20 protein-coding genes are annotated in these 22,886 nt (G+C 62.0%); 15 read left to right on the top strand and 5 right to left on the bottom strand.

The window, feature by feature from the left end:
• Together PRJ_RS14955 and PRJ_RS14960 are read left to right on the top strand one after the other, a co-directional pair.
• Nucleotides 1–1,371 carry an HD domain-containing phosphohydrolase gene (locus tag PRJ_RS14955; RefSeq protein WP_020189881.1) on the top strand — a complete coding sequence of 457 codons (1,371 nt, stop codon included), beginning with the start codon at nucleotides 1–3 and terminating at the stop codon, nucleotides 1,369–1,371.
• Between the two features lie 120 nt (nucleotides 1,372–1,491).
• Nucleotides 1,492–2,157: an SOS response-associated peptidase gene (locus PRJ_RS14960; protein WP_104961822.1), complete on the top strand. Its 666-nt coding sequence runs from the start codon at nucleotides 1,492–1,494 to the stop codon at nucleotides 2,155–2,157.
• 270 nt (nucleotides 2,158–2,427) lie between these two features.
• On the opposite strand, the gene PRJ_RS30710 is transcribed toward PRJ_RS14960, so the two are convergent.
• The gene (locus PRJ_RS30710; protein WP_104961823.1) at nucleotides 2,428–2,685 is read right to left on the bottom strand and encodes a hypothetical protein; all 258 of its coding nucleotides are present in this window, start codon (nucleotides 2,683–2,685) and stop codon (nucleotides 2,428–2,430) included.
• Nucleotides 2,686–2,771: 86 nt separating this feature from the next.
• Nucleotides 2,772–3,101 carry a hypothetical protein gene (locus PRJ_RS14970; RefSeq protein ID WP_080634978.1) on the bottom strand — a complete coding sequence of 110 codons (330 nt, stop codon included), beginning with the start codon at nucleotides 3,099–3,101 and terminating at the stop codon, nucleotides 2,772–2,774.
• Between the two features lie 837 nt (nucleotides 3,102–3,938).
• On the opposite strand from PRJ_RS14970, the gene PRJ_RS14975 reads away from it, so the two are divergent.
• The 4 genes from PRJ_RS14975 (at nucleotide 3,939) to PRJ_RS14990 (ending at nucleotide 8,063) form a co-directional block, all read left to right on the top strand.
• Nucleotides 3,939–4,412, top strand: coding sequence for an OsmC family protein (locus PRJ_RS14975; RefSeq protein ID WP_017147656.1), 474 nt, complete (start codon nucleotides 3,939–3,941; stop codon nucleotides 4,410–4,412).
• Nucleotides 4,413–4,588: 176 nt separating this feature from the next.
• On the top strand, nucleotides 4,589–5,008 hold the full coding sequence (locus tag PRJ_RS14980) for an integrase (protein WP_158682565.1): 420 nt from the start codon (nucleotides 4,589–4,591) through the stop codon (nucleotides 5,006–5,008).
• 32 nt (nucleotides 5,009–5,040) lie between these two features.
• Nucleotides 5,041–6,627, top strand: coding sequence for an ABC-F family ATPase (locus tag PRJ_RS14985; RefSeq protein ID WP_003248141.1), 1,587 nt, complete (start codon nucleotides 5,041–5,043; stop codon nucleotides 6,625–6,627).
• 242 nt (nucleotides 6,628–6,869) lie between these two features.
• Nucleotides 6,870–8,063 carry an MFS transporter gene (locus PRJ_RS14990; RefSeq protein WP_104961825.1) on the top strand — a complete coding sequence of 398 codons (1,194 nt, stop codon included), beginning with the start codon at nucleotides 6,870–6,872 and terminating at the stop codon, nucleotides 8,061–8,063.
• Here the strand turns inward: PRJ_RS14990 and PRJ_RS14995 are convergent.
• Complete coding sequence (locus PRJ_RS14995; RefSeq protein ID WP_064490685.1) at nucleotides 8,025–9,071, bottom strand: dienelactone hydrolase; 1,047 nt, start codon at nucleotides 9,069–9,071, stop codon at nucleotides 8,025–8,027. The genes PRJ_RS14990 and PRJ_RS14995 overlap by 39 nt on opposite strands.
• A gap of 201 nt (nucleotides 9,072–9,272) precedes the next feature.
• On the opposite strand from PRJ_RS14995, the gene yghU reads away from it, so the two are divergent.
• From yghU to PRJ_RS15025, 6 genes are all read left to right on the top strand, one after another.
• The gene (gene yghU, locus PRJ_RS15000) at nucleotides 9,273–10,115 is read left to right on the top strand and encodes a glutathione-dependent disulfide-bond oxidoreductase (protein WP_104887530.1); all 843 of its coding nucleotides are present in this window, start codon (nucleotides 9,273–9,275) and stop codon (nucleotides 10,113–10,115) included.
• A 191-nt stretch (nucleotides 10,116–10,306) separates the two neighbouring features.
• Nucleotides 10,307–12,010, top strand: coding sequence for an amidase (locus PRJ_RS15005; RefSeq protein WP_104961826.1), 1,704 nt, complete (start codon nucleotides 10,307–10,309; stop codon nucleotides 12,008–12,010).
• Between the two features lie 82 nt (nucleotides 12,011–12,092).
• Nucleotides 12,093–12,767 (top strand): transcriptional regulator, encoded by a 675-nt coding sequence (locus PRJ_RS15010; protein ID WP_104961827.1) that lies wholly within the window; start codon nucleotides 12,093–12,095, stop codon nucleotides 12,765–12,767.
• Nucleotides 12,764–13,681 (top strand): pyridoxal-phosphate dependent enzyme, encoded by a 918-nt coding sequence (locus PRJ_RS15015; RefSeq protein ID WP_104961828.1) that lies wholly within the window; start codon nucleotides 12,764–12,766, stop codon nucleotides 13,679–13,681. The genes PRJ_RS15010 and PRJ_RS15015 overlap by 4 nt, the downstream gene beginning before the upstream one ends.
• Nucleotides 13,682–13,865: 184 nt before the next feature.
• Nucleotides 13,866–14,963, top strand: a complete 1,098-nt coding sequence (gene nspC / locus PRJ_RS15020) for a carboxynorspermidine decarboxylase (RefSeq protein ID WP_003248125.1) — start codon at nucleotides 13,866–13,868, stop codon at nucleotides 14,961–14,963.
• Between the two features lie 32 nt (nucleotides 14,964–14,995).
• On the top strand, nucleotides 14,996–16,240 hold the full coding sequence (locus PRJ_RS15025) for a saccharopine dehydrogenase family protein (RefSeq protein ID WP_003248123.1): 1,245 nt from the start codon (nucleotides 14,996–14,998) through the stop codon (nucleotides 16,238–16,240).
• 145 nt (nucleotides 16,241–16,385) lie between these two features.
• Here PRJ_RS15025 and PRJ_RS15030 read toward each other — a convergent pair whose 3' ends face one another.
• Nucleotides 16,386–17,432: a class I SAM-dependent methyltransferase gene (locus PRJ_RS15030; protein ID WP_020191327.1), complete on the bottom strand. Its 1,047-nt coding sequence runs from the start codon at nucleotides 17,430–17,432 to the stop codon at nucleotides 16,386–16,388.
• Nucleotides 17,433–17,676: 244 nt separating this feature from the next.
• Between PRJ_RS15030 and PRJ_RS15035 the strand changes: the two genes are divergently transcribed.
• Entirely contained in the window at nucleotides 17,677–19,005 is a 1,329-nt protein-coding gene (locus PRJ_RS15035) for a UDP-glucose/GDP-mannose dehydrogenase family protein (RefSeq protein WP_104961829.1), read from the top strand.
• A gap of 9 nt (nucleotides 19,006–19,014) precedes the next feature.
• Here PRJ_RS15035 and mqo read toward each other — a convergent pair whose 3' ends face one another.
• Nucleotides 19,015–20,634, bottom strand: a complete 1,620-nt coding sequence (mqo, locus tag PRJ_RS15040; protein WP_019438544.1) for a malate dehydrogenase (quinone) — start codon at nucleotides 20,632–20,634, stop codon at nucleotides 19,015–19,017.
• 144 nt (nucleotides 20,635–20,778) lie between these two features.
• Here mqo and PRJ_RS15045 point away from each other — a divergent pair, with 144 nt between their 5' ends.
• On the top strand, nucleotides 20,779–21,999 hold the full coding sequence (locus PRJ_RS15045) for a putative DNA modification/repair radical SAM protein (protein ID WP_020191325.1): 1,221 nt from the start codon (nucleotides 20,779–20,781) through the stop codon (nucleotides 21,997–21,999).
• Nucleotides 21,990–22,838 (top strand): TIGR03915 family putative DNA repair protein, encoded by an 849-nt coding sequence (locus tag PRJ_RS15050; protein ID WP_104961830.1) that lies wholly within the window; start codon nucleotides 21,990–21,992, stop codon nucleotides 22,836–22,838. The genes PRJ_RS15045 and PRJ_RS15050 overlap by 10 nt, the downstream gene beginning before the upstream one ends.
• The last annotated feature ends 48 nt before the right edge of the window (nucleotides 22,839–22,886 follow it).

Genomic DNA, 22,886 nt, shown 5'->3' on the forward strand with positions numbered 1-22,886 from the left:
ATGGAAGTGCAACCGAACCCGAACCCACCCTATCGGCCGACCGTGTTGCTAGTGGACGACGAGGAGTCGATCCTTAGCAGTCTGCGTCGGCTATTGCGTGGCCAACCCTATGACGTGAAGCTGGCGACCAGCGGCGAACAGGCACTGGCGCAGATGGCCGAGGGCCCGGTAGACCTGGTGATGAGCGATGCGCGCATGCCTGGTATGGACGGCGCCACCTTGTTAGCACAGATCAATCAGCATCACCCATCGACCGTCAGGATCTTGCTGACCGGCTACGCCGACCCGAGCGCAATCATCAAGGCCGTCAATGACGGTCAGATCCACCGTTACATCAGCAAGCCCTGGAACGACGACGAATTGCTACTGACCTTGCGCCAGGCCCTGGAGCACCAGCATTCCGAACGCGAGCGCCAACGCCTGGAGCTGCTGGCACGTCGGCAGAACGCCCAGTTGAGACTGCTCAATAACGACCTGGAGAAACGCGTTGCAGCCCGTACCGCGGAGCTGCAGCAGACCGCTGACATGCTCGATCTGGCCTATGAAGAACTGAAACACAGCTATGTGACCGGGACTGAAGTGTTCTCGATGTTGGCTAATCTGCGGCTGCCTCCAGCCAAGCAGACCAATCGGCAGATCATCGAACTGGTGCGTTGCTACTGTCGGGCCCACGCCTTGGACGAGGCGATCAGCCGCGATCTGGCCATGGCTGCGGCGCTGTACAACATAGGCAAATTGAGTTGGCCGGATAGCATGATCGTTGCCCCTTCGGACCAGTTGATGCACAGCGACCGCGACCGCTATCGCGACTACCCACGCCAAAGTGAAGCGCTGCTGATGACCCTTGAGCCCATGAAAGATGCCGCGCGCCTGATCCTGCATCACCAGGAACACTGGGACGGCAGCGGTTTCCCCGACCGGCTCAAGGGTGAAGCTATCCCGTTCGGCGCTCGCTTGCTCAAGCTGGCCGTGGACTTCGTTGAGCTGCAGCGGGGTTTGATTCTTGAACGGCAGATGAACAGTGACGAGGCCTTGCTCTACCTGCGCAAGTACGCCGGCCGGTTGTATGACCCAGCACTCCTTGAGGATTTCGTCCAGGTTTGCGCCTCGTTCCACAGCGATCTCACCCTGGTGGACCCTGAAGTCCAGGTGTGTACCACCCGTGACCTGGCGCCGGGAATGGTGCTTGCGCGCAACCTGAACGCCGACAACGGCATGTTGCTGCTTAACGCCGGCAAGGTTTTGAGCGCCGCGCTGGTGGAAAAGCTGGTGGCCTTTGAATCGATGGAGGGTGGTAAGTACTGCATTTTCGTTCGGGTCCCCTCGAACGAGCCTATAACGCCTGGAAGATCAGACTTGGCGCCGTGCTGAATGGCGGTGGGGCGTTCATTCAGCCCTGCACCGCCAGGACTGCGCGTACGGCACGCCGTCGCCCCCTCCACACCGGCGATACGCCCAAGCGCTATGCTTGCTCTGGCAGGAGGGCCGCGCATGTGTGGAAGGTTGAGTCAATACCGAGGCATACACGACTTTGTCGAAACCCTGAGCCTGCCAGAGGCCTGGCGGAACAACGTCGGCGACCAGCCACTTGGCCGGTACAACGTCGCGCCGACCACGCCGATGGCACTCTTGCGAGTGGATGAAGCAGGCCCGCGGGCGGACCTGGTGAGATGGGGCTGGCGACCGCATTGGGCGACCGACCGTGCCGCGCCGATCAACGCCAGGGTCGAAAAGGTGGCACACGGCCCCTTCTTCCGGGCGATCTGGCCGCACCGAGGCATAACGCCGATCGACGGCTGGTATGAATGGGTCGATGAAGGCGGACCGAAGAAACAGCCGTACTACATCCGACGCCGGGACGGGCGCCCTTCCCTTTGCGCCAGCATCGGCCAGTTCGCTGGCAGCGAGCATGACGGGTTCGTCATCATTACGGCCGATGCCCAGGGCGGAATGGTAGATGTGCACGACCGCAGGCCAGTGGTTTTGGCCCCAGACCTTGCGCGTGAGTGGATGCAACCCGCGACGCCGGGCGAACAAGCCGAGCAGATGGCGCTCAACCTGGGCGAGCCAGCCGAGGCCTTCGAGTGGTATCGAGTGAGCACAGCCATTGGCAATGTGCGCAATCAAGGCGCTGAGCTGATAGAGCCGCTTCAGTGAAGCGGTAGTAGACCATGCCGGCCCAAGTACCGGCAGCGCAACATCATCGACCACTGATGTGCAGGGTTTCGACTCGGGGACCGGGTCGACTTGGAACCCGCGCAGCACGACGATTGGTAACACCACCGTCCACAATGGCACTTGCGCAAGCGGTTACTGTTGAAATGGCTCGACTCGACGAACAGGGAATACCGTTATCAACAGCTGCACAGATTCGCAGGTGGTCGACCTGCCCGTGGTTGCGGTGGGTCCGATCAGACCTCGGCGAACTCACCTGGCAGCACAAGCTCCCCTTTTCTGACTTTCCACGTACTGTTCAGCCATAACCTTCCCTTCGAGAATGGCTTCTGTCGAAGAGGAGAATGGTCGACTCACACGCAGGGTTCGCGCCGTTGCGCCCGGCTTCCCTACCTCGACCAACATCCCCGTGGGAAATTCGACGCTCGACTCCCACAGCACGTAAATCGATGCCTGGTAACCAAGGTAGGAATGCACGTAAAGGTCATGACTGGTGGACTGAAGGCTCATCACTTTCTCCAACTGGGCGCCTCAATGCGCTTTTGATGGAGATACGACTCAAGCGATCTGACGAGCGTTCCGTTTTCCCTGCATCGTTATCCGTGAAGACGCGAGCCTCTGCGCGGGAGTGGTTCAGGCCCTGGTGCTTTGGGCGCAGGAAACGCCTTGGCGACCCAGTCGTGAGCACGCTCGAGCGCCCAGGCCATCGCCGCGGACAGTTTCTGTCCACGGCAGTCAGGGTGTACCTCTTCGAGCAAGAGCACGCCTTTTTTCCCGTAGATACCCAGGAAAAGTTGAGTGACGTTTTCAAGTGAGAGTCGGGCTTGGATGTTGATTAAAGTGCCGCAGGGAAGGCGCTCATCGTAGTTGCGGGAATGCAACGCAGAATTGGCCCATTCCCAATAGATTTTGCCGCGATTACGCATGGAACGGACCTAGAACTCATATTCTTGACTGGAGAGACAGAATACACAGCTGTTCCAATGAATCCACTGCTTAAGGTGTGTATTACATTTTTTTATCCAGATGAGAGAACACGGTGAGTCAATACGGAGCCGCCGTGCGGGTCGACAGGCTTCACTTTCTTACACACAGATCCAGGTGGGCGCACGTCCGGGCAAAAGCTGAGGGACGACCGCACCGCAGCGCAGGTCCTTCTGATCTGAGGGCAAATCCGTACTCTTTCTGTGTAACCCCTGTCCCCTTCCCCCTCTATTCACTGCCGCGATATGGGGGCCAAGGGGTCAGCTGCGTGCTCGTTTCACGACGCAGGCAGCCATGAGCGCGGCGCCCGGTATCCAGAGCCCAGGATTTGAAGTGCCTAATCCAACGGCAAGAAGCGCAATTCCGACAGCAAACATAAGCGTTATCCCTCGCTAGAAAAATCCATTTCAACAATCGCCCATTAAAGCACAGGCCGGTCGCAAGAGCGGCCAAGGAATCGTCATGCCCGAAACAATTGAGTTGGACCTCGACGCGATCGAGGCGGCGGCGAAGGCTCCGTTGAGCTGAAGCACCATTTTGCGTGTTGAGGCCCCAAGCTTGAGATAGGGTTTCGATACCCTCAAGCCCAGGACACGACAGAGAGCACGAGAAAATCAGCAATCAGGACTATTCGCAGTTCGGATCATTGCATGTGCTCGGATTGCTCATGCGTCGCTGCAAACACTAGTTGCTGGTGGAGAGCCCTCAATCGAGAGCAAGATAACAGCACCCAAGCGATGGGCAAGATTTTCCGGCCATCTTTCGACACAGGAGTGACCATGAAAGAACACCATTACGCTGTCACGGTAAATTGGATAGGTAACACGGGTGAAGGCACTGCCAGTTACACGGCATACCAGAGAGACTTCAACGTGGAGGCTCCAGGCAAGGCACCGATCCTTGGCTCTGCCGACCCCGCCTTTCGCGGGAACCCTGAACGCTGGAACCCTGAAGACATGTTGCTGGCCTCGATCTCGGCCTGCCACAAGCTTTGGTATCTTCATCTGTGCGCAGTCAACAACGTGAACGTCTTGGAATATGTCGACTACCCGGTGGGCCGGATGCTTGAAGGGGATGGCCAGCGCAAGGGCCATTTCAAAGACGCTGAGTTAAGGCCTCAGGTCATTATCAGCAGCCAGTCAAATCTGGATCTTGCAAGACGCCTGCACGACGATGCTCACCACGAATGTTTTATTGCCAACTCAGTCAACTTCCCTATCAGATGCAGTGCTGTTATCAAGCATCAAGACTAGTTGTTTTGAATACAACTGCTTCCGTTGTTTAACAATGGCTTCTAATCGACGCTATCAATAGAAGGGGCGAGGCACTCTTTCACGAGAGGCCGATAAGGGTCGAAAGCTGATAATCACGACCGACCGCGATCAATCCAAAGCGAAAACCTGACCAGACGAAAACCAAGCATCATCGGGTGGTCCTGTTAAACGAGCGCGCATTGAACGCCATCAACCAGGCCCAGCGAATGGCTACCCTTCGTCGCATGGCGTCCAAGTCGGCCCACCCGACTAGCCCCTTCGTGTTCCAACCTAGCAAAGGTGGGCTGTGGATCAACGAGCCAAGTGTTACAATCCGCCCCTTCAAATCGGCGCTGAAGGCGCTGAACATCCGTGAACGCCGTCAGTACGACACCCGCCACACCTACGCCACCCTATGCCTGATGCCTGGGATGAACCCCGCGTTCATCGCGAGCCAGCTTGGCCACAGCGTCGAGATGTTGCTCTCTACCTACGCGAAATGGATCAGCTCCTCCTCGGACTGGAGGGAGCTGGAGAAGCTGCCGCCCCGAGTCGAATTGGCCCAAAATTGGCCCAAGACTGACGACAGGGCCTAAATACACCTCTGGAACCCCCGCAGGACAAGCACTTGATTTCTACCGCTAACATCACCATGCAGTTCGGCTCCAAGCCGCTGTTCGAAAACGTTTCCGTCAAATTCAACAACGGCAACCGCTACGGCCTGATCGGCGCCAACGGTTGCGGCAAGTCGACCTTCATGAAAATCCTCGGCGGTGACCTGGAGCCGTCCGCAGGCCAGGTCATGCTTGAGCCGAACACCCGCCTGGGCAAACTGCGCCAGGACCAGTTCGCCTACGAGGAATTCACCGTGATCGACACGGTGATCATGGGCCACGGCCAGCTGTGGAAAGTCAAAGCCGAGCGTGACCGTATCTACTCGCTGCCGGAAATGACCGAAGAAGACGGCATGGCCGTCGCCGAGCTGGAAACCGAATTCGCCGAAATGGACGGCTACACCGCCGAGTCCCGCGCCGGTGAACTGCTGCTGGGCCTGGGTATTCCGCTGGACCAGCACTTCGGCCCGATGAGCGAAGTGGCACCGGGCTGGAAGCTGCGTGTCCTCCTGGCCCAGGCGCTGTTCTCGGACCCGGACGTGCTGCTGCTCGACGAACCGACCAACCACCTGGACATCAACACCATCCGCTGGCTGGAAACGATCCTCACGGCGCGTAACAGCACCATGATCATCATTTCCCACGACCGGCACTTCCTCAACAGCGTCTGCACCCACATGGCTGACCTGGATTACGGTGAGCTGCGCCTGTTCCCGGGCAACTATGACGAGTACATGACCGCAGCCACCCAGTCGCGTGAGCAGCTGCTGTCGGACAACGCCAAGAAGAAAGCCCAGATCGCCGAGCTGCAGACCTTCGTCAGCCGCTTCTCGGCCAACGCCTCCAAAGCCAAGCAGGCCACTTCTCGTGCCAAGCAGATCGACAAGATCCAGCTGGCCGAGGTCAAGCCGTCCAGCCGCGTCAGCCCGTTCATTCGCTTCGAACAGACGAAAAAACTGCACCGCCAGGCCGTGGTCGTCGAAAAAATGGCCAAAGCCTTCGACGACAAGGTGCTGTTCAAGAACTTCGACATCACCGTCGAAGCGGGCGAGCGCGTTGCGATCATCGGCCCCAACGGTATTGGCAAGACCACCCTGCTGCGCACCCTGGTCGGCGAGATGACCCCGGATGCGGGCTCGGTGAAGTGGACCGACAGCGCCGAAGTGGGCTACTACGCCCAGGACCACGCCCACGACTTCGAAGACGACATGAGCCTGTTCGACTGGATGGGCCAGTGGACCTCTGGTGAGCAGGTTATCCGCGGCACCCTGGGGCGCATGCTGTTCTCCAACGACGAAATCCTCAAGTCGGTGAAGGTGATTTCCGGTGGTGAACAAGGTCGCATGCTGTTCGGCAAGCTGATTTTGCAGAAGCCGAACGTGCTGGTGATGGACGAGCCGACCAACCACCTGGACATGGAATCGATCGAAGCGCTGAACCTGGCGCTGGAAAACTACCCGGGCACCCTGCTGTTCGTCAGCCACGACCGCGAGTTCGTGTCGTCGCTGGCCACGCGCATCATCGAGCTGTCGGCCGATGGTGTGGTGGACTTCAGCGGTACCTACGACGACTACCTGCGTAGCCAGGGTGTGCTGGTCTGATTGATGGGACGGCCTGGCCATCTCGGATGGCCGGGCCTCTTCGCGGGCTTGCCCGCTCTCCCAAGGCCCCACAAGCGTTCAATACCTGTGGGGTCCCTGTGGGAGCGGGCAAGCCCGCGAAGAGTCCATCCCCATCCCACCGACCGGCACGGCCCGACGAATAATTCGTTAGCCTGCTGTCTTTTCCTTCGCGCAACGGCCATGATGGGACCACGCCCAACCGCCCGCCCGCGAAAGAGCCCATGACCGCGCAACAACCTGCCCCCGCCAATAACACGCTGCACATCACCCTGCAGATCCTGTCGATCGTTTTCTATACCTTCATTGCCTTCCTCTGCATCGGCCTGCCGATTGCGGTACTGCCCAGCTATGTGCACGACCAGCTCGGCTTTGGCGCAGTGATCGCCGGTGTAACCATTGGCCTGCAGTACCTGGCCACGCTGCTGAGCCGCCCTTTTGCAGGCAGGGTGGCGGACACCTTGGGAGGGAAACAGGCCATCCGCTTTGGCCTGCTGGGGATTGCCGGTTGCGGGGTGTTGACGTTGCTGTCAGCCTGGACCCTCACCTTACCGCTGCTGAGCCTGACACTGCTACTCGGTGGCCGTTTGCTGCTGGGCATCGCCCAAGGGCTGATCGGCGTGGCCACCTTGAGCTGGGGTATCAGCCAGGTCGGCCCCGAACACACTGCCAGGGTCATCTCGTGGAACGGCATCGCCTCCTATGGCGCGATCGCCATCGGTGCGCCAGTTGGCGTGCTGGCCGTGGACGGGCTGGACTTCAGCGTGCTGGGGCCGGCTTTGCTGGTGCTGGCAACCCTTGCCCTGCTGGTGCTTCGCAAGCGCCCCGACATGGTCGTGGTGCGCGGCGAGCGCCTGCCCTTCTGGTCGGCGTTCGGCCGGGTTGCCCCGTGTGGCCTGGGTTTGACCCTGGCCTCGATCGGCTACGGCACCTTGACCACCTTCGTCACCTTGTATTACCTCGAGCGCGGTTGGGCCGGCGCGGCCTGGTGCCTGAGTGCGTTTGGCGTGTGCTTCATCATTTCGCGCCTGCTGTTCGTCAACGCGGTCAACCGCTTTGGTGGCTACAACGTGGCGGTCGCCTGCATGGCCACCGAAGTGCTTGGCCTGAGCCTTCTGTGGCTGGCGCCCTCGCCGCCCTGGGCGCTGGTTGGCGCCGGGCTGACCGGTTTCGGGCTGTCGCTGGTTTACCCGGCATTGGGCGTGGAAGCGATCAAGCAAGTCCCCAGCAGCAGCCGCGGCGCAGGGCTGGGCGCCTATGCTGTGTTCTTCGACATGGCCTTGGCCATTGCCGGCCCGGTGATGGGCGCCGTGGCGGTACACCTGGGGTATGCCTCGATCTTCTGCGTGGCTGCCCTGCTCGCCCTAGCCGGGGTCGGCCTAACGTTGTGGCTGGCGCGGCGCGCCCGTCGCAGCTGAACGCTGAGCCGGCGCTGGCGCCCCCAGCGCCTGGCTGAAGAACGCTGCCGTTTCTCGCTGCAGCGAATGATGGATATGCCGGCGGTCGACGCCGTCGGCGTCCTTGCACAGCGCCGGCATTCGCGCGTACTGCTCGGCATCGCAGTGGGCCATGAACACGAAATGCCCGGCACCCGCCAACAGGCGGTAGTCCGGTGTGACCGGCAGTTTGCGGGCCAGGGCCTCGGCATTACGGTCTACCGCGACAAGCTGATCGCTGTCGCCACTGTAGATCAGTGCGGGAACCTGTACCCCGGCCAGCGCATGGCGCCCGAACAACAGGCTCAGCGGCGCCATCAACATGACCGCCCCCACTCGCGGGTCGGTCTCGGGCGCCAGTTCGCTGCGGTCGGCAATCAGTATGCCGTGGGTCTTGCAGGCGTCTGCGTCATGCGGGCGCTCCAGGCAGTACTGACGCAGACGCTCCAGGTCGGGGCGTGCGCCAGACAGGATCAACGCGGTTTCTCCGCCGGCCGAGTAGCCGATCACACCCACCTTGCCGTCATTCAGATAAGGCCCGACCACTGCATCACCGCGCGCTGCGGTGATCGCCGCGCTGACTTGTAGCGGCCGCCCATAAAGATTGCTCAGGGTGCCAAGGCGGCTGTGGTCGCGCACGTTGTCCCCCGGGTGCACCACCGCCACCACCACGAACCCTTGGCGCGCCAACGACGTTGCTAGGTAATGCAAGGCCAGTGGGCTGCCCGTATTGCCGTGAGACAGCACCAGCAACGGGAATCGGCCCATGGCCACGGGCGCCTCTTCGGCCACGTCGACGGGATACCCGTCTATACGGCTGATACGGGTTTTGCCAACGGCCGGGTAGAACGCCAGGGCTTGCATCGGGCGGCTATCGACCGGGTCGGTCAAGGTCATAAGGTGCAGGCCGGCAACCCACGGCGCGGCCTCGGCGCGGGCCAGCAGGCCGCCGAGCAGGACCAGCGCCAACACGCAGCGTGCAAGGGTCATCGGCCAGCGGTTCCTTGCAAGACGAAGTGATAACCCAGCATAAAACCGGCCGGCGTTGTGCCGGATGAAAACTGGATGAAACCGCCGTCATGCAAGCTGCGCCTGCACCCTGTGCATTTGCGCATTGTGTCGAACCCATGGCATAGATGCAGGTCAACGTTTTCACGTGACCGTTTTCGCGCCTTTGAAGGAGATTCATGCATGAGCAAGCCTGCCTACGTGCCACCCAAAGTCTGGCGCAACGACGCAGCCTCCGGCGGCCAGTTCGCCAGCATCAACCGCCCGGTAGCCGGCCCGACTCACGACAAGGACCTGCCGCTGGGCAAGCACCCGCTGCAGCTGTATTCCCTGGCCACGCCCAATGGCGTCAAGGTCACCATTGCCCTTGAAGAGCTGCTTGCCCTGGGCCACGCCGGTGCCGAATACGATGCCTGGCTGATCCGCATCGGCGAGGGTGATCAGTTTTCCAGCGGCTTCGTCCAGGTCAACCCCAACTCGAAGATCCCTGCCCTGCTCGACCGCAGCGTGGAGCCGCCGGTGCGGGTGTTCGAATCAGGCTCGATCCTGCTGTACCTGGCAGAGAAGTTCGGTGCTTTGCTGCCAAAATCGCCGGCTGCGCGCACCGAATGCCTGAACTGGTTGTTCTGGCAGATGGGTGCGGCGCCTTACCTGGGCGGTGGTTTTGGCCACTTCTACGTGTATGCACCGGAAAAGTTCGAGTACGCCATCAACCGCTTCACCATGGAGGCCAAGCGTCAACTGGACGTACTTGATCGCCGCTTGGCCGAAAGCCGTTATCTGGGCGGCGAGGCATACAGTATCGCTGATATTGCCGTGTGGCCGTGGTATGGCCAGCTGGTGCGCGGCAACCTGTATGACGCCGCGCAGTTCCTGGCGGTTGACGAGTACCCGAACGTACAGCGCTGGGCCGAGGACATCGCCCTGCGCCCTGCTGTGCAGCGCGGTACACGCGTGAACCGTACCTGGGGAGATGAACACAGCCAGGTGCCGGAGCGCCATAGCGCCGCAGACCTGGAAGGTTGACGCAAACCGTGTGGGAGCGGCCCTTTGGTGACTGAAAGGCCGCCCCCACAATGGGCCGGGCAATACCTGTGAATGCCCCCGACAATGCCCCCCTGCATAAAACCATTTGCCCCTGCGCAAACCTGCGTCGGCCAAGCCCTTCTTGTACACTCCTCGCATTAGCCCCCACCTGCACATTTTTTGGTGAACGCATGATCGAGGTAACCGAGGTTTCCATTGCCGAGCTGCGCGACGCGCTCGAGTCGGGCCGCACGACAGCGGTCGAGCTGGTCAAGGCCTACCTGGCGCGCATCGACGCCTACGATGGCGCCGACACAGCCACTGCCCTTAACGCCGTAGTGGTACGCAACCCGGAGGCGCTGAAAGAAGCCGAGGCCTCCGATGCCCGCCGCGCCAAGGGCCAGGTGCTTAGCCCGCTGGACGGCATCCCCTACACCGCCAAGGACAGCTACCTGGTCAAAGGCTTGACTGCCGCCTCCGGCAGCCCTGCCTTCAAGGACCTGGTCGCCCAGCGCGACGCCTTCACCATCGAGCGCCTGCGCGCCGCCGGTGCCGTGTGCCTGGGCAAGACCAACATGCCGCCCATGGCTAACGGTGGCATGCAGCGCGGCGTCTATGGCCGCGCCGAAAGCCCGTACAACGCCGACTACCTGACCGCGCCCTTCGCCTCGGGCTCGTCCAACGGTGCCGGTACCGCCACCGCCGCCAGCTTCAGCGCCTTTGGCCTGGCCGAAGAAACCTGGTCCAGCGGCCGTGGCCCGGCGTCCAACAACGGCCTGTGCGCCTACACCCCGTCGCGCGGGGTGATTTCGGTACGTGGCAACTGGCCGCTGACGCCGACCATGGACGTGGTGGTGCCCTATGCCCGCACCATGGCCGACCTGCTGGAAATCCTCGACGTGGTGGTAGCCGATGACGCCGACAAGCGCGGCGACCTGTGGCGCCTGCAGCCATGGGTGCCGATCCCGGCTGCTTCAACGATACGTCCGGCGTCGTACCTTGAACTGGCGGTAGATGCCAGCGCGCTCAAGGGCAAGCGCTTTGGCGTACCACGCATGTATATAAATGCCGATCCCGAAGCAGGCACCTCCGAGAAGCCAGGCATCGGCGGGCCGACCGGCCAACGCATCAACACCCGCGCCACGGTGATCGACCTGTGGCAACAAGCGCGCCAGGCCCTGGAAGCAGCGGGTGCCGAAGTACTGGAAGTGGACTTCCCACTGGTGTCCAACTGCGAAGGCGACCGCCCAGGTGCGCCGACCGTGTACAACCGCGGCATCGTCAGCAAGGCATTCCTGCATGACGAACTGTGGGAACTGTCGGGCTGGGCCTTTGACGACTTCCTGCGCGCCAACGATGACCCCAAGCTTAACCGCCTGGCCGATGTCGACGGGCTGAAGATCTTCCCCCACGACCCGGGCACCTTGCCCAACCGTGAAGATGACCTGGCTGCCGGCATGGACGAGTACGTCAACATGGCCAAACGTGGCCTGAAGACCTGGGACCAGATCGAGACCCTGCCCGACGGCCTGCGCGGCCTGGAGCAGACCCGCAAGCTGGACCTGGAAGACTGGATGGACAAGCTGGGCCTGGACGCGGTGCTGTTCCCCACCGTAGCCGACGTTGGCCCGGCCGATGCCGATATCAACCCGGTATCGGCGGACATCGCCTGGAGCAACGGTGTCTGGGTAGCCAACGGCAACCTGGCAATCCGTCATCTGGGCGTGCCGACCGTCACCGTGCCGATGGGCGTGATGGCCGATATCGGTATGCCGGTGGGGCTGACCTTTGCCGGGAAGGCCTATAGCGACAACGCGCTGCTGAGTTTTGCTGCCGCGTTCGAAGCCACCGGCTCGCGCCGGATGATTCCGCCGCGCACGCCGGCGCTCGGCTGAGTCTTACAGGGCCCCTAAAAGCAGATCGCGAATTTCAACCATATGTGTAAAAATACACAAACAGTTGATTTTGCGATCTGCCATGCCTATCACCCCCAGCGAAGAACGCCAACTCACCCTCACCGTGCTCAAGGCCGCCATCCAGGCCCTGGGCAGCGTTGCCGCGCGCAACATGGAAATACTCCTGCACGACCTTGACCACCCCGAACACTCGGTGGTGGCGATCGTCAACGGTCATCTGTCCGGCCGCAGCGTAGGCAGCCCGATCCTCGCCGCACCGGAGCAGGACCAGGGCTTCAAGGCACTGATGCAGGCCTCGGCCGACCAGCACGGCCGTGAGCCGGTGGTGCTGCCCGATTACCCCACTACGCTCAAAGGCCGCACGCTACGAAGTGCCACGGCTATCTTCCGTGACAGCAGCGGCCACCCGTTCGCCAGCCTGTGCGTCAACACCGACGTCACCGGCCTGGATGCAGCCATGAGCTTTCTCCAGCAGTTGCAGCCGCTGGGGGCCATACCTGCGGTCAACGAACCTGCCGACATGGAGCTGCTGATGAGCGAGATCATCCAGGCCGCCCTGCAGCGCAGCGGCCAGGGGCGGATGAACAAACAGGCCAAGGTCGAGGCCGTGCGCGTCATGCAGGAGCGCGGCCTGTTCATCGTCAAGGGCGGCGTCGAGAAGGCTGCCAGCGCCCTCGGCGTGACGCGCTACACCATTTACAACTACCTCGAGCAACTACGCGGAGCCAGCCAATGACCTTGCACATTCATACCCCCCTGATCGAGTCGCGCCCGCTGTCGTTGGCGGCCGGTCGTAATATCTGGCTCAAGCTCGACGCCCTGCAACCCTGCGGTTCGTTCAAACTGCGCGGTGTAGGCCACGCCTGCGAGGTACACCACGCGCGTGGCGCCCGGCACTTTGTGTCCTCGTCAGGTGGCAATGCCGGTTTGGCAGTCGCCTATGCCGGACGCAAGCTGGGGGTGCCGGTGACCGTGGTGGTACCCGAAACCACCACCGAACGGGCCAAGCAGCTGCTGCACCTGGAAGACGCCAAGGTGGTGGTGCACGGCAGTTCCTGGCAAGAGGCCAACGCCCTGGCACAGACACTGGTAGGCCCGAACGATGCCTTCATCCACCCGTTCGACGACCCACTGCTGTGGGCCGGGCATGCCAGCCTGGTGGATGAAGTGGCCGAGGCCGGCCTGAAGCCGGACGCGGTGGTATTGTCAGTCGGCGGGGGCGGCTTGCTCAGTGGCGTGGTGGAGGGGCTCAAGCGCAATGGCTGGGGCGATGTGCCGGTGCTGGCAGTAGAAACCGAGGGCGCGGCGTCGCTGCATGCGGCCATGCAGGCCGGGCATTCGGTGGAACTGGAGCGCATCGCCTCGGTGGCGACGTCGCTGGGGGCCAAGCGTGTGGCTGATCAGGCGCTGATGTGCGTGCAGCAGCATCCGGTGCACAGCCATCTGGTCAGCGATCGCGCAGCGCTGGAGGCCTGTGAGCGGTTCTTGCTGGACCACCGTGTGCTGGTCGAGCCCGCGTGCGGGGCGGCGTTGGCAGTGGCCTATGATGCCAAGGCACTGGGCGCCTTGCGCAATGTCCTGGTGGTGGTCTGTGGCGGCGCTACCGCAACACTGGAGCAGATCAAGGCCTGGCTGCAGCAGGCAGACTGAAGCTGCCATCTGTCGGGGGTGATTACGACAGTCACATCCACCTGATCTACTAGGCTCGCCGCAACCGAAAAGCCCACGCAATGGCGTCAACCCTGACGAAATGCGTATCCCGCCCTTTCGGTCTGCGGCAAGTGAAGGCACAATGCGTGTCCTTTTTTTGGCCGGCCTGGCCGGGGGCCTTTAAATGATCAAGACGCCGTATTACCTCATCGATAAAACCAAGCTGCTCAGCAACATGGAGAAGATCGCCTACGTGCGCGAACACTCCGGTGCCAAGGCGCTGCTCGCCCTCAAGTGCTTCGCCACCTGGTCGGTGTTCGACCTGATGCAGCAGTACATGGACGGAACCACCTCGTCCTCCCTGTTCGAGCTCAAGCTCGGCCGCCAGAAGTTCGCCGGCGAAACCCATGCCTATAGCGTGGCCTGGGCCGACGACGAGGTCGAGGAGATGCTTGAGAACTGCGACAAGATCATCTTCAACTCGATCGGCCAGCTGCAACGCTTTGCCGAACAATCCGAAGGCAAGGTGCGTGGTCTGCGCGTCAACCCGCAGGTCAGCAGCTCCGACTACCTGCTGGCCGACCCGGCCCGCCCGTTCAGCCGCCTGGGCGAATGGGACCCGGCGAAGATCGAACAGGTGATCGAACAGATCTCCGGTTTCATGTTCCACAACAACTGCGAAAACGGTGACTTCGGCCTGTTCGACAAGATGCTCACGCACATCGAAGAGCGTTTCGGCCACCTGCTGCACAAGGTCGAGTGGGTCAGCCTTGGTGGCGGCATTCACTTCACCGGTGAAGACTATGCAGTAGACGCCTTCTGCGCGCGCCTGAAGGCGTTCTCGGAAAAATACGGCGTGCAGGTATACCTGGAGCCCGGCGAAGCCGCCATCACCAACAGCGCCTCGCTGGAAGTGACCGTGCTCGATACCCTGTACAACGGCAAGCACCTGGCCGTGGTCGACAGCTCGATCGAAGCGCACCTGCTCGACCTGCTGATCTACCGCCTCAACGCCAAGATGGCCCCCAATGACGGCGAGCATACCTACATGGTCTGCGGCAAGTCATGCCTGGCCGGTGACATCTTCGGCGAGTACCAATTCGACCGTCCGCTGGCCATTGGCGATCGCCTGTCGTTCATCGACACGGCGGGTTACACCATGGTCAAGAAAAACTGGTTCAACGGGCTGAAGATGCCTTCCATCGTGGTCAAGCAGCTCGACGGCAGCGTCGAAGTCGTCCGCGAGTTCGGTTTCGAAGACTACGTTTCCAGCCTGTCGTAAGACCGGCTTTCAAGTAAGGAGCAAAGGGTAAATTGAAGAAGAACGTTCTTATCATTGGTGCAGGAGGTGTCGCCAAGGTGGTGGCCCACAAGTGCGCGCAGCATAACGACGAACTGGGTCGTATCGCCATCGCGTCACGGAACATCTCCAAATGCCAGGCCATCATCGACAGCGTCAAGGCCAAGGGTAGCCTCAAGGTACCCGCCGACATCCAGGCCTTCTCGCTCAATGCCCTCGATGTCGAGGCAACCAAGGCGCTGATCCGCGAAACCGAATCGCAGATCGTGATCAATGTGGGTTCCGCCTTCCTCAACATGTCGGTGCTGCGTGCTTGCATCGATACGGGTGTCGCCTATCTGGACACCGCCATCCACGAAGAGCCGGGCAAGATCTGCGAGACCCCACCGTGGTACGGCAACTACGAGTGGAAACACCTCGAAGAGTGCCAGGCAAAGAACATTACCGCCATTCTCGGCGTCGGTTTCGACCCGGGTGTGGTGAACAGCTACGCCAAGCTGGCGCAGCAACAGTATTTCGACAGCATTGATTCGATCGATATTCTCGACGTCAATGCCGGTTCACATGGCAAGTACTTTGCCACCAACTTCGACCCGGAAATCAACTTCCGCGAGTTCACCGGACAAGTGTGGAGCTGGCAGAACAGCCAGTGGACCAGCAACACCATGTTCGAGGTCAAGCGTACCGACGACCTGCCAGTGGTAGGCTCGCAAAACCTGTACCTGACCGGCCACGATGAAGTTCACTCGATTTCGAAGAACCTCAACGTCCCGAACGTGCGCTTCTGGATGAGCTTCGGCGAGCACTACATCAACGTGTTCACGGTTCTGAAAAACCTGGGCCTGCTCAGCGAGCAACCGGTGAAAACCGCCGAAGGCCTGGAAGTGGTACCGCTGAAAGTGGTCAAGGCTGTACTGCCAGACCCGGCCTCGCTGGCCCCTGGCTACACCGGCAAGACCTGCATCGGCGACCTGGTCAAAGGCACCAAGGATGGCCAGCCGCGCGAAGTGTTCATCTACAACGTGGCCGACCACGAAGAAGCCTACGCCGAGACCGACAGCCAGGGCATTTCCTACACCGCCGGCGTACCGCCAGTGGCTGCCGCCCTGCTGGTAGCCCGTGGCGAGTGGGATGCCAAGCGCATGGTCAACGTCGAGGAGCTGCCAGCCGAGCCGTTCCTCAAGGCGCTGGACGTGATGGGCCTGCCGACCCGCGTCAAAGATGAAAAAGGCGATCGTCCTTGGGACGCTGAAGCCTAAGCAACAAACAGAAGGGGCGCCACATGGCGCCCCTTCTGCTTTCCAGGCCCAGCCACTTCGCGGGCAGCCCAGGCGCTCACAGGCCTGAAACAAGCACCTAACCTGTGTGGGCGAGCCCGCGAAGAGGCCGGTGCAGGATCACGCTCTACTTGCGGGCCTCCAGAATCAGGTTGAACGGCGTCTGCGTCGCCCGCCGGAACCTGCTGAACCCTGCCTCCTCGAAGACCGCCCGCAATCGCGCCTCCCCGGCCTGCGCACCCAACCCCAGCCCCACTTCCTGCGACAACGAATTGGGCGTGCAAATAAACGTCGACGCCGCATAGAACAAGCGCCCGACCGGTGTCAGGTTACCCTCCAGCGAGTCCTCGGCATACGGCTCAACCAGCATGACCGTGCCATCAGCCTTCAAAGCACGGTAGGCATGCCGGGCTGCCCCGACCGGGTCACCCATGTCGTGCAGGCAATCGAAGAAGCACACCAGGTCATGGTCATGCCCCGGGTACTCCTTGGCGCTGGCCTGCTGGAAGCTCACCCGCCCCTCCAACCCCGCTTCCCGTGCACGCGCGTTGGCGGTGACGATCGAAGGCTGATGATAGTCGTACCCCACGAAGGTCGACGCCGGAAACGCCTGCGCCATCACCAGCGTCGAGGCACCATGACCGCAGCCCACGTCCGCCACCTTGGCGCCCGCCTGCAGCTTGGCCACCACACCCTCCAGTGCCGGCAGCCAATCCGCTACCAGGAAGGTGCGATACCCCGGCCGGAAAAACCGCTCGGTACCGCTGAACATGCACGGGTGGTGATCACCCCAGGCCAACCCGCCATCGCCGCGCATGGCGGCTACCAGCTTGTCCTTGTCATGGAACAGCGCCGCCACCACCGCCGCGCCGCCGGCCATGTAGGCCGGGGAGTCCTCCAGCGCCAGGGCCATGGCCTGTTCTTCAGGCAGCACAAAACTACCCTTGTCATGGACCATGTAGCCCGATGCCGCCTGGGCATTCAACCATTCGCGCACCAGCCGCGGGTGGCAGCCGGTCTTTTCCGCCAGTTGCTCAGGGGTGACCGCCTGGCTGTCGGCCATGGCCCGGTACAGCCCCAGTTCATCGCCGAGAATGACATTGGCCAGCGTCGCCGCTGCGCCCATGTCGCCCACCAGCTTGCCCATGAAATCGTGAAGCCTTGCCTCGTCCATGACCTGCCCTCCTCTGCAAGAAGGCCATCGCCAACGAGGGACGTCCGCTCCGGGAAGGCGGTGGTCGGTTCAAGGGTTTTCGTTCGCGGTACAACACGCTACCGCGAGCTGTCAGTAAGTTTAGATGCTCTGCCTGGGCGACGCGGAATAACGGCCATATGGCCCACGATCATTTCCCTCAGGTCACAATTCCTAAACAACGATGTGACATTTTTTTTCAGCTTTCCTATCAAGGAGCTGTCAAATGAAGGTCACGGTTTTCGGAACCGGCTATGTCGGCCTGACCCAGGCGGTGTGCCTGGCTCAGGTAGGCCATTCGGTGTTGTGCATGGATGTCGATGCCGATCGGGTGGCCAGCCTGAGTGAAGGCCATTGCCCGATCTTCGAGCCCGGCCTTGCGCCGCTGCTGGAGAAGAACCTCGCCTGCGGTCGGCTGCGCTTCACCACGGATGCCGCAGTGGCTGCCAAATATGCCCGGTTGCAGTTCATTGCCGTCGGTACTCCGCCGCAAGCCGATGGTAGCGCCGACCTGAAGCACGTTTTCGCCGTGGTCGACAGCATCCTCGAACACGCTGACGGGCCCAAAGTAATCGTCAACAAGTCCACCGTGCCGGTGGGTACGGTACACCGCATCAAGGCACGCATCGCCCAGGCCGTGGCCGATACCAGCCGCTTCCAGGTGATCAGCAACCCGGAGTTTCTCAAGGAAGGGTCTGCGGTGGACGACTGCATGCGCCCCCAGCGCATCATCATCGGTGGCGCAGAAGCGGCCGAAGTGGAGTTGCTACGCGAGCTTTACCTGCCGTTCAACCGCAACCGCGAAAAGTTCATGGTCATGGACGCGCGCAGTGCCGAGCTGACCAAGTACGCAGCCAATTGCATGCTGGCCACCAAGATTTCCTTCATCAACGAAATCGCCAACCTGGCCGAGCACCTGGGGGCCGATATCGAAATGGTGCGCCGTGGCATCGGCTCGGACCCGCGCATCGGTTATGACTTCATCTACGCCGGCTGCGGTTTTGGCGGCTCGTGCTTCCCCAAAGACCTGCAAGCCCTGCGCCACAGTGCCGAGGCAGAAGGCTTCGAGACGCAGTTGCTGCGCGCAGTAGAGTCGGTCAACGAGCAGCAGAAGGGCCGGCTGTTCAGCAAGATCCAGCGCCATTACCCCGGCGGCCTGCGGGGCAAGGTGTTTGCCCTGTGGGGGTTGTCGTTCAAGCCCAATACCAATGATATTCGCGAAGCTTCCAGCCGGGTCCTGCTGGAAGCACTGTGGGCCGCGGGCGCGCGGGTGCAGGCTCACGACCCTCAGGCCATGGAAGAAATCCGGCGCCACTACGGCCCGCGTGCCGACCTGCAACTGGTGCCCTGCAAGGACGATGCGTTGCGGGGCGCCGATGCCCTGGTGATCGTCACCGAATGGCAGGACTACCGTGTGCTCAACCTGGACGAGGTGCCGCAGCAGCTGGCCGACCGGGTGGTGTTCGATGGCCGCAACCTGTACGAACCCGAGCACATGGCCTCGGCAGGGCTGACTTACTACGGCATCGGACGTGGCAAGATTGCGCCAGCTTGACTGCAATGATTACCGGCTGGCCACTCCCTGGCTGTCAGCCGGCCTTATCGACTCAGGGCGCTGCGGACTGACAGGCGGCTCAAGCTGCAGCACCTCGTTGGTATATGCCCACTCCTTCTCTAGCTGATCCGGGTGGTCGTTCAGGCGGATGCCATAGGACGGGATGATCTGTTTGATCTTGGCCTGCCACTCGGGCGACGCCACCTTGTTCTTGAACACCTTGTTCAACACATCGAGCATGATAGGCGCAGCGGTCGACGCACCGGGAGAAGCCCCCAGCAAGCCGGCGATACTGCCGTCCCTGGACGTCACCACCTCGGTACCGAGCTTGAGCACGCCGCCCAACGCTTCGTCTTTCTTGATGATTTGCACCCGCTGGCCCGCCTGCCACAGCCGCCAGTCTTCTTTCTTCGCCTCGGGGAAGTAGGTGCGCAGCGCTTCGAAGCGGTCATCGTCCGATTGCAGCACCTGCCCGATCAGGTACTGCACCAGGTCGAACTCGCGTACTCCTACCCGCACCATCGGCCAGGCATTGTGCACGCTGGTACTGGCGAGCAGGTCAAGCAATGAGCCCTGCTTGAGGAACTTGGTCGAGAAGGTGGCGAACGGCCCAAACAGGATCAGGCGCTTGCCATCAAGTACCCGGGTGTCCAGGTGCGGCACCGACATGGGCGGCGCACCGGTTGCGGCAATGCCATAGGCCTTGGCCATGTGGCGCTGGGCGATAGCCGGGTTGTCAGTGACCAGGAACGAGCCACCGACCGGGAAGCCGCCATAGTCCTTGGCCTCGTCGATACCCGACTTCTGCAGCAGCGGCAGTGCCGCCCCGCCAGCGCCGATGAACAGGAACCGGGCATCGGTGGCTGCCTTGCTGCCATTCTTCAGATTCTTGTACTCGACGTGCCAGGAACCGTCGTCGTTACGGGTGATGTCCTGCACTTCGCTCGACAGCTTGAGATCGAAGTTCGGCCGCGTCTGCAGGTAACCCACATACTGCCGGGTGATCTCGCCAAAGTTGACGTCGGTGCCGATCGGCGTCCAGGTCACGGCCAGCTTCTGGTTGGGATCGCGGCCTTCCATCATCAGCGGGACCCATTTGCGGATCTGCTCGTGGTCTTCGGAGTACTGCATGGGCTTGAACAACGGGCTGGCTTGCAGGGCCTCGTAGCGTTTTTTAAGGAAACGAATGTTGTCATCGCCCCAGACAAAGCTCATGTGCGGGGTGGTGTTGATGAACGAATGCGGGTTTTTCAGCACGCCCTGCTTGACCTGCCAGGCGAGAAACTGGCGCGTTACCTGGAAAGACTCGTTGATTTCAACCGCCTTGCTGATGTCGATCTTGCCGTCTTTTTCCGGGGTGTAGTTCAACTCCGCCAGGGCCGAGTGGCCGGTGCCGGCGTTGTTCCAGCCGTTGGAGCTCTCCTCGGCTACCTTGTCCAGACGCTCGACCATTTCCATCGACCAGCCGGGCTCCAACTCGTTGAGCCACACGGCCAAGGTAGAACTCATGATGCCGCCGCCCACCAGCAGCACATCGACCTTCCTGGTTTCCGCCGCTTGGGCATTGAGCATGCCGATGGCCAAGGCCAGCCCGGCCATCGCCAGTTTTGGCTTGATGGTGATCTTCATAACCTCTCCCGCGCCTCGTTGCTGTCCGTGGTTCAGCCACAAGCTTAGCCGACGCGTTTAGTCGGGTATGACGACGCACAAACACTTGCAATCGGCCACATCTCAAAATACTGTATGAATACTCAGTATCGCAGGTCAGCCACCATGCAACTCATCGCCAAACTCGGCATCCTTGCCGACGCAGCCAAGTACGACGCCTCCTGCGCCAGCAGTGGTGCGCCCAAGCGCAATTCGCGCGGCGCTGACGGCCTGGGCGCTACCAATGGCATGGGTATCTGTCACAGCTACACCCCCGACGGCCGCTGCGTATCACTGCTCAAGGTACTGCTGACCAACTTCTGCCTGTATGACTGCCAGTACTGCGTCAACCGCCGCTCCAGCAACGTGCCGCGCGCACGTTTCAGCCCCGAGGAAGTGGTGCGCCTGACCCTGGACTTCTACCGGCGCAATTGCATCAGCGGCCTGTTCCTCAGCTCTGGCATCATCCGCTCGGCGGACTACACCATGGAGCAGCTGATCCGTGTGGCCCGGCTGTTGCGCGAAGAACACAGCTTCCGCGGCTACATCCACCTCAAGGCCATCCCCGATGCCGACCCGCTGCTGATCGAAGAGGCCGGGCGCCTGGCCGACCGCCTCAGTGTCAACATCGAACTGCCCACCGACGCCAGCCTCAAGCGCCTGGCGCCGGAAAAGCAAGGGCACACCATTCGCCAGGCCATGGGCGTGATTCATCAGGGCCAGCAGGCCGTGGCCAACGAGCCCAGGGCGCCGCGCTTTACCCCGGCCGGGCAGAGCACCCAAGTCATCGTCGGCGCCGACAGCACCGACGACAGTACCTTGCTGCGCAATGCCGAGTCGCTGTACCAGGGCTACGGCCTCAAGCGCGTGTACTACTCTGCCTTCAGCCCGATCCCCGACAGCCCCGGCAGCGTGCCCCTCGCCGCACCACCGCTGCTGCGCGAACACCGCCTGTATCAAGCCGACTTCCTGCTGCGTGGCTATGGCTACAAGGCTGGCGAGCTGCTGGGCCACAGCGGTAACCTGGCACTGGACATCGACCCCAAGCTAGCCTGGGCGCTGGCCAACCGCGACGTGTTCCCGCTGGACGTGAACCGCGCGGAACCTGCGCTACTGGCGCGTATCCCCGGCATCGGCCTGCGCAGCGTACAGCGCCTGGTCGCCCTGCGCCGGGAGCGGCGCATCCGTTATGACGACCTGATCCAGCTGCGCTGCGTGCTGGACAAGGCACGGCCGTTCATCGTCACCAGCGACTACCGCCCCGCCCAGGCCGAGCTGCGCAGCGGCTTGCTGCGCGCGCGCTTGAGTGAGCCGCCAGCGCCCGTGCAGATGGGGTTATGGGGGTGATCGCACTCGACTGCGACGACCTGTTCGCCACCTGGCGCGAGCAGGCCCGCGTATTGTTGAGCCATGGCATCGACCCGTCGGAAGTCACCTGGTCGCAAGGCCCGATGGCGGACCTGCTGGCCGTGCCGGCAGCGCCGCCTGACGGGCCGGGCCCTTTCCGGGCCAAAGTCCCGGCCGCACTGCTGAGCCAGTTGGAGCAGGCCTCTCGCTACCGTGGCGAACAGCGCTGGAACCTGCTGTATGAAGTGCTGTGGCGCGTCGCCCATGGCGACCGCACGGCAATGCTGGCCGGTGACCGGCTGGGCAGTGAGCTGCAACGGCGCATCAAGCAGGTAACCCGCGAGGCGCATCACTTGCACGCGTTTGTACGCTTCGTGCCGTTGCCTGAGGAACTGGCTGAGCACTTGCAGCTGGATCTGGTGGCCTATCACGAGCCGGCACACGACATTCTGCACAGTGCCAGCGCGCATTTTGCCGACCGCCTGGGGCGTTTGCGCTGGTTGATTGCCACGCCACAGGATGGCATATGCTTCGACGGCCAGACGTTCGAGTACCAGCGAAAGTGCCCCGAGCCCTGGCGCCAGTGGGCCCGCAACGCCGAAGACCCCGGCGCCGAACTCTGGCGCACCTACTACCGCCATACCTTCAACCCGGCCCGCCTCAACCCGGATGCCTTGCGCCTGCACATGCCAGGGCGGTTCTGGCGGCATTTGCCGGAAGGCATGCTGATACCGCAGCTTGAAGGCCTGGCGCGCCAAGGCAAACAGCGGGACGGCCAAGCCCTTGAGGTGGCCTCGCAAACCGGCAAGACCATCAGTAAGCCTGCGCGCTCGGTGTAGCCGCGGAGCCTGTTGCGGCCCCGTCGAGACACAAGGCCGCAGCTACAG

Source organism: Pseudomonas sp. XWY-1, from assembly GCF_002953115.1.
In the GTDB taxonomy this organism is placed as follows: Bacteria; Pseudomonadota; Gammaproteobacteria; order Pseudomonadales; family Pseudomonadaceae; genus Aquipseudomonas; species Aquipseudomonas alloputida.

Bases quoted from the DNA above. Each gene is read 5' to 3' on its own strand.
- PRJ_RS15030 (WP_020191327.1), bottom strand. From the start codon at position 17,432: ATGGACGAGGCAAGGCTTCACGATTTCATGGGCAAGCTGGTGGGCGAC.
- nspC (WP_003248125.1), top strand. From the start codon at position 13,866: ATGATCAAGACGCCGTATTACCTCATCGATAAAACCAAGCTGCTCAGC.
- PRJ_RS15045 (WP_020191325.1), top strand. From the start codon at position 20,779: ATGCAACTCATCGCCAAACTCGGCATCCTTGCCGACGCAGCCAAGTAC.
- PRJ_RS14955 (WP_020189881.1), top strand. From the start codon at position 1: ATGGAAGTGCAACCGAACCCGAACCCACCCTATCGGCCGACCGTGTTG.
- PRJ_RS15035 (WP_104961829.1), top strand. From the start codon at position 17,677: ATGAAGGTCACGGTTTTCGGAACCGGCTATGTCGGCCTGACCCAGGCG.
- PRJ_RS14960 (WP_104961822.1), top strand. From the start codon at position 1,492: ATGTGTGGAAGGTTGAGTCAATACCGAGGCATACACGACTTTGTCGAA.
- yghU (WP_104887530.1), top strand. From the start codon at position 9,273: ATGAGCAAGCCTGCCTACGTGCCACCCAAAGTCTGGCGCAACGACGCA.
- PRJ_RS15010 (WP_104961827.1), top strand. From the start codon at position 12,093: ATGCCTATCACCCCCAGCGAAGAACGCCAACTCACCCTCACCGTGCTC.
- PRJ_RS15015 (WP_104961828.1), top strand. From the start codon at position 12,764: ATGACCTTGCACATTCATACCCCCCTGATCGAGTCGCGCCCGCTGTCG.
- PRJ_RS14975 (WP_017147656.1), top strand. From the start codon at position 3,939: ATGAAAGAACACCATTACGCTGTCACGGTAAATTGGATAGGTAACACG.
- PRJ_RS15005 (WP_104961826.1), top strand. From the start codon at position 10,307: ATGATCGAGGTAACCGAGGTTTCCATTGCCGAGCTGCGCGACGCGCTC.
- PRJ_RS14970 (WP_080634978.1), bottom strand. From the start codon at position 3,101: ATGCGTAATCGCGGCAAAATCTATTGGGAATGGGCCAATTCTGCGTTG.
- PRJ_RS14995 (WP_064490685.1), bottom strand. From the start codon at position 9,071: ATGACCCTTGCACGCTGCGTGTTGGCGCTGGTCCTGCTCGGCGGCCTG.
- PRJ_RS15050 (WP_104961830.1), top strand. From the start codon at position 21,990: ATGGGGGTGATCGCACTCGACTGCGACGACCTGTTCGCCACCTGGCGC.
- PRJ_RS14990 (WP_104961825.1), top strand. From the start codon at position 6,870: ATGACCGCGCAACAACCTGCCCCCGCCAATAACACGCTGCACATCACC.
- PRJ_RS30710 (WP_104961823.1), bottom strand. From the start codon at position 2,685: ATGAGCCTTCAGTCCACCAGTCATGACCTTTACGTGCATTCCTACCTT.
- mqo (WP_019438544.1), bottom strand. From the start codon at position 20,634: ATGAAGATCACCATCAAGCCAAAACTGGCGATGGCCGGGCTGGCCTTG.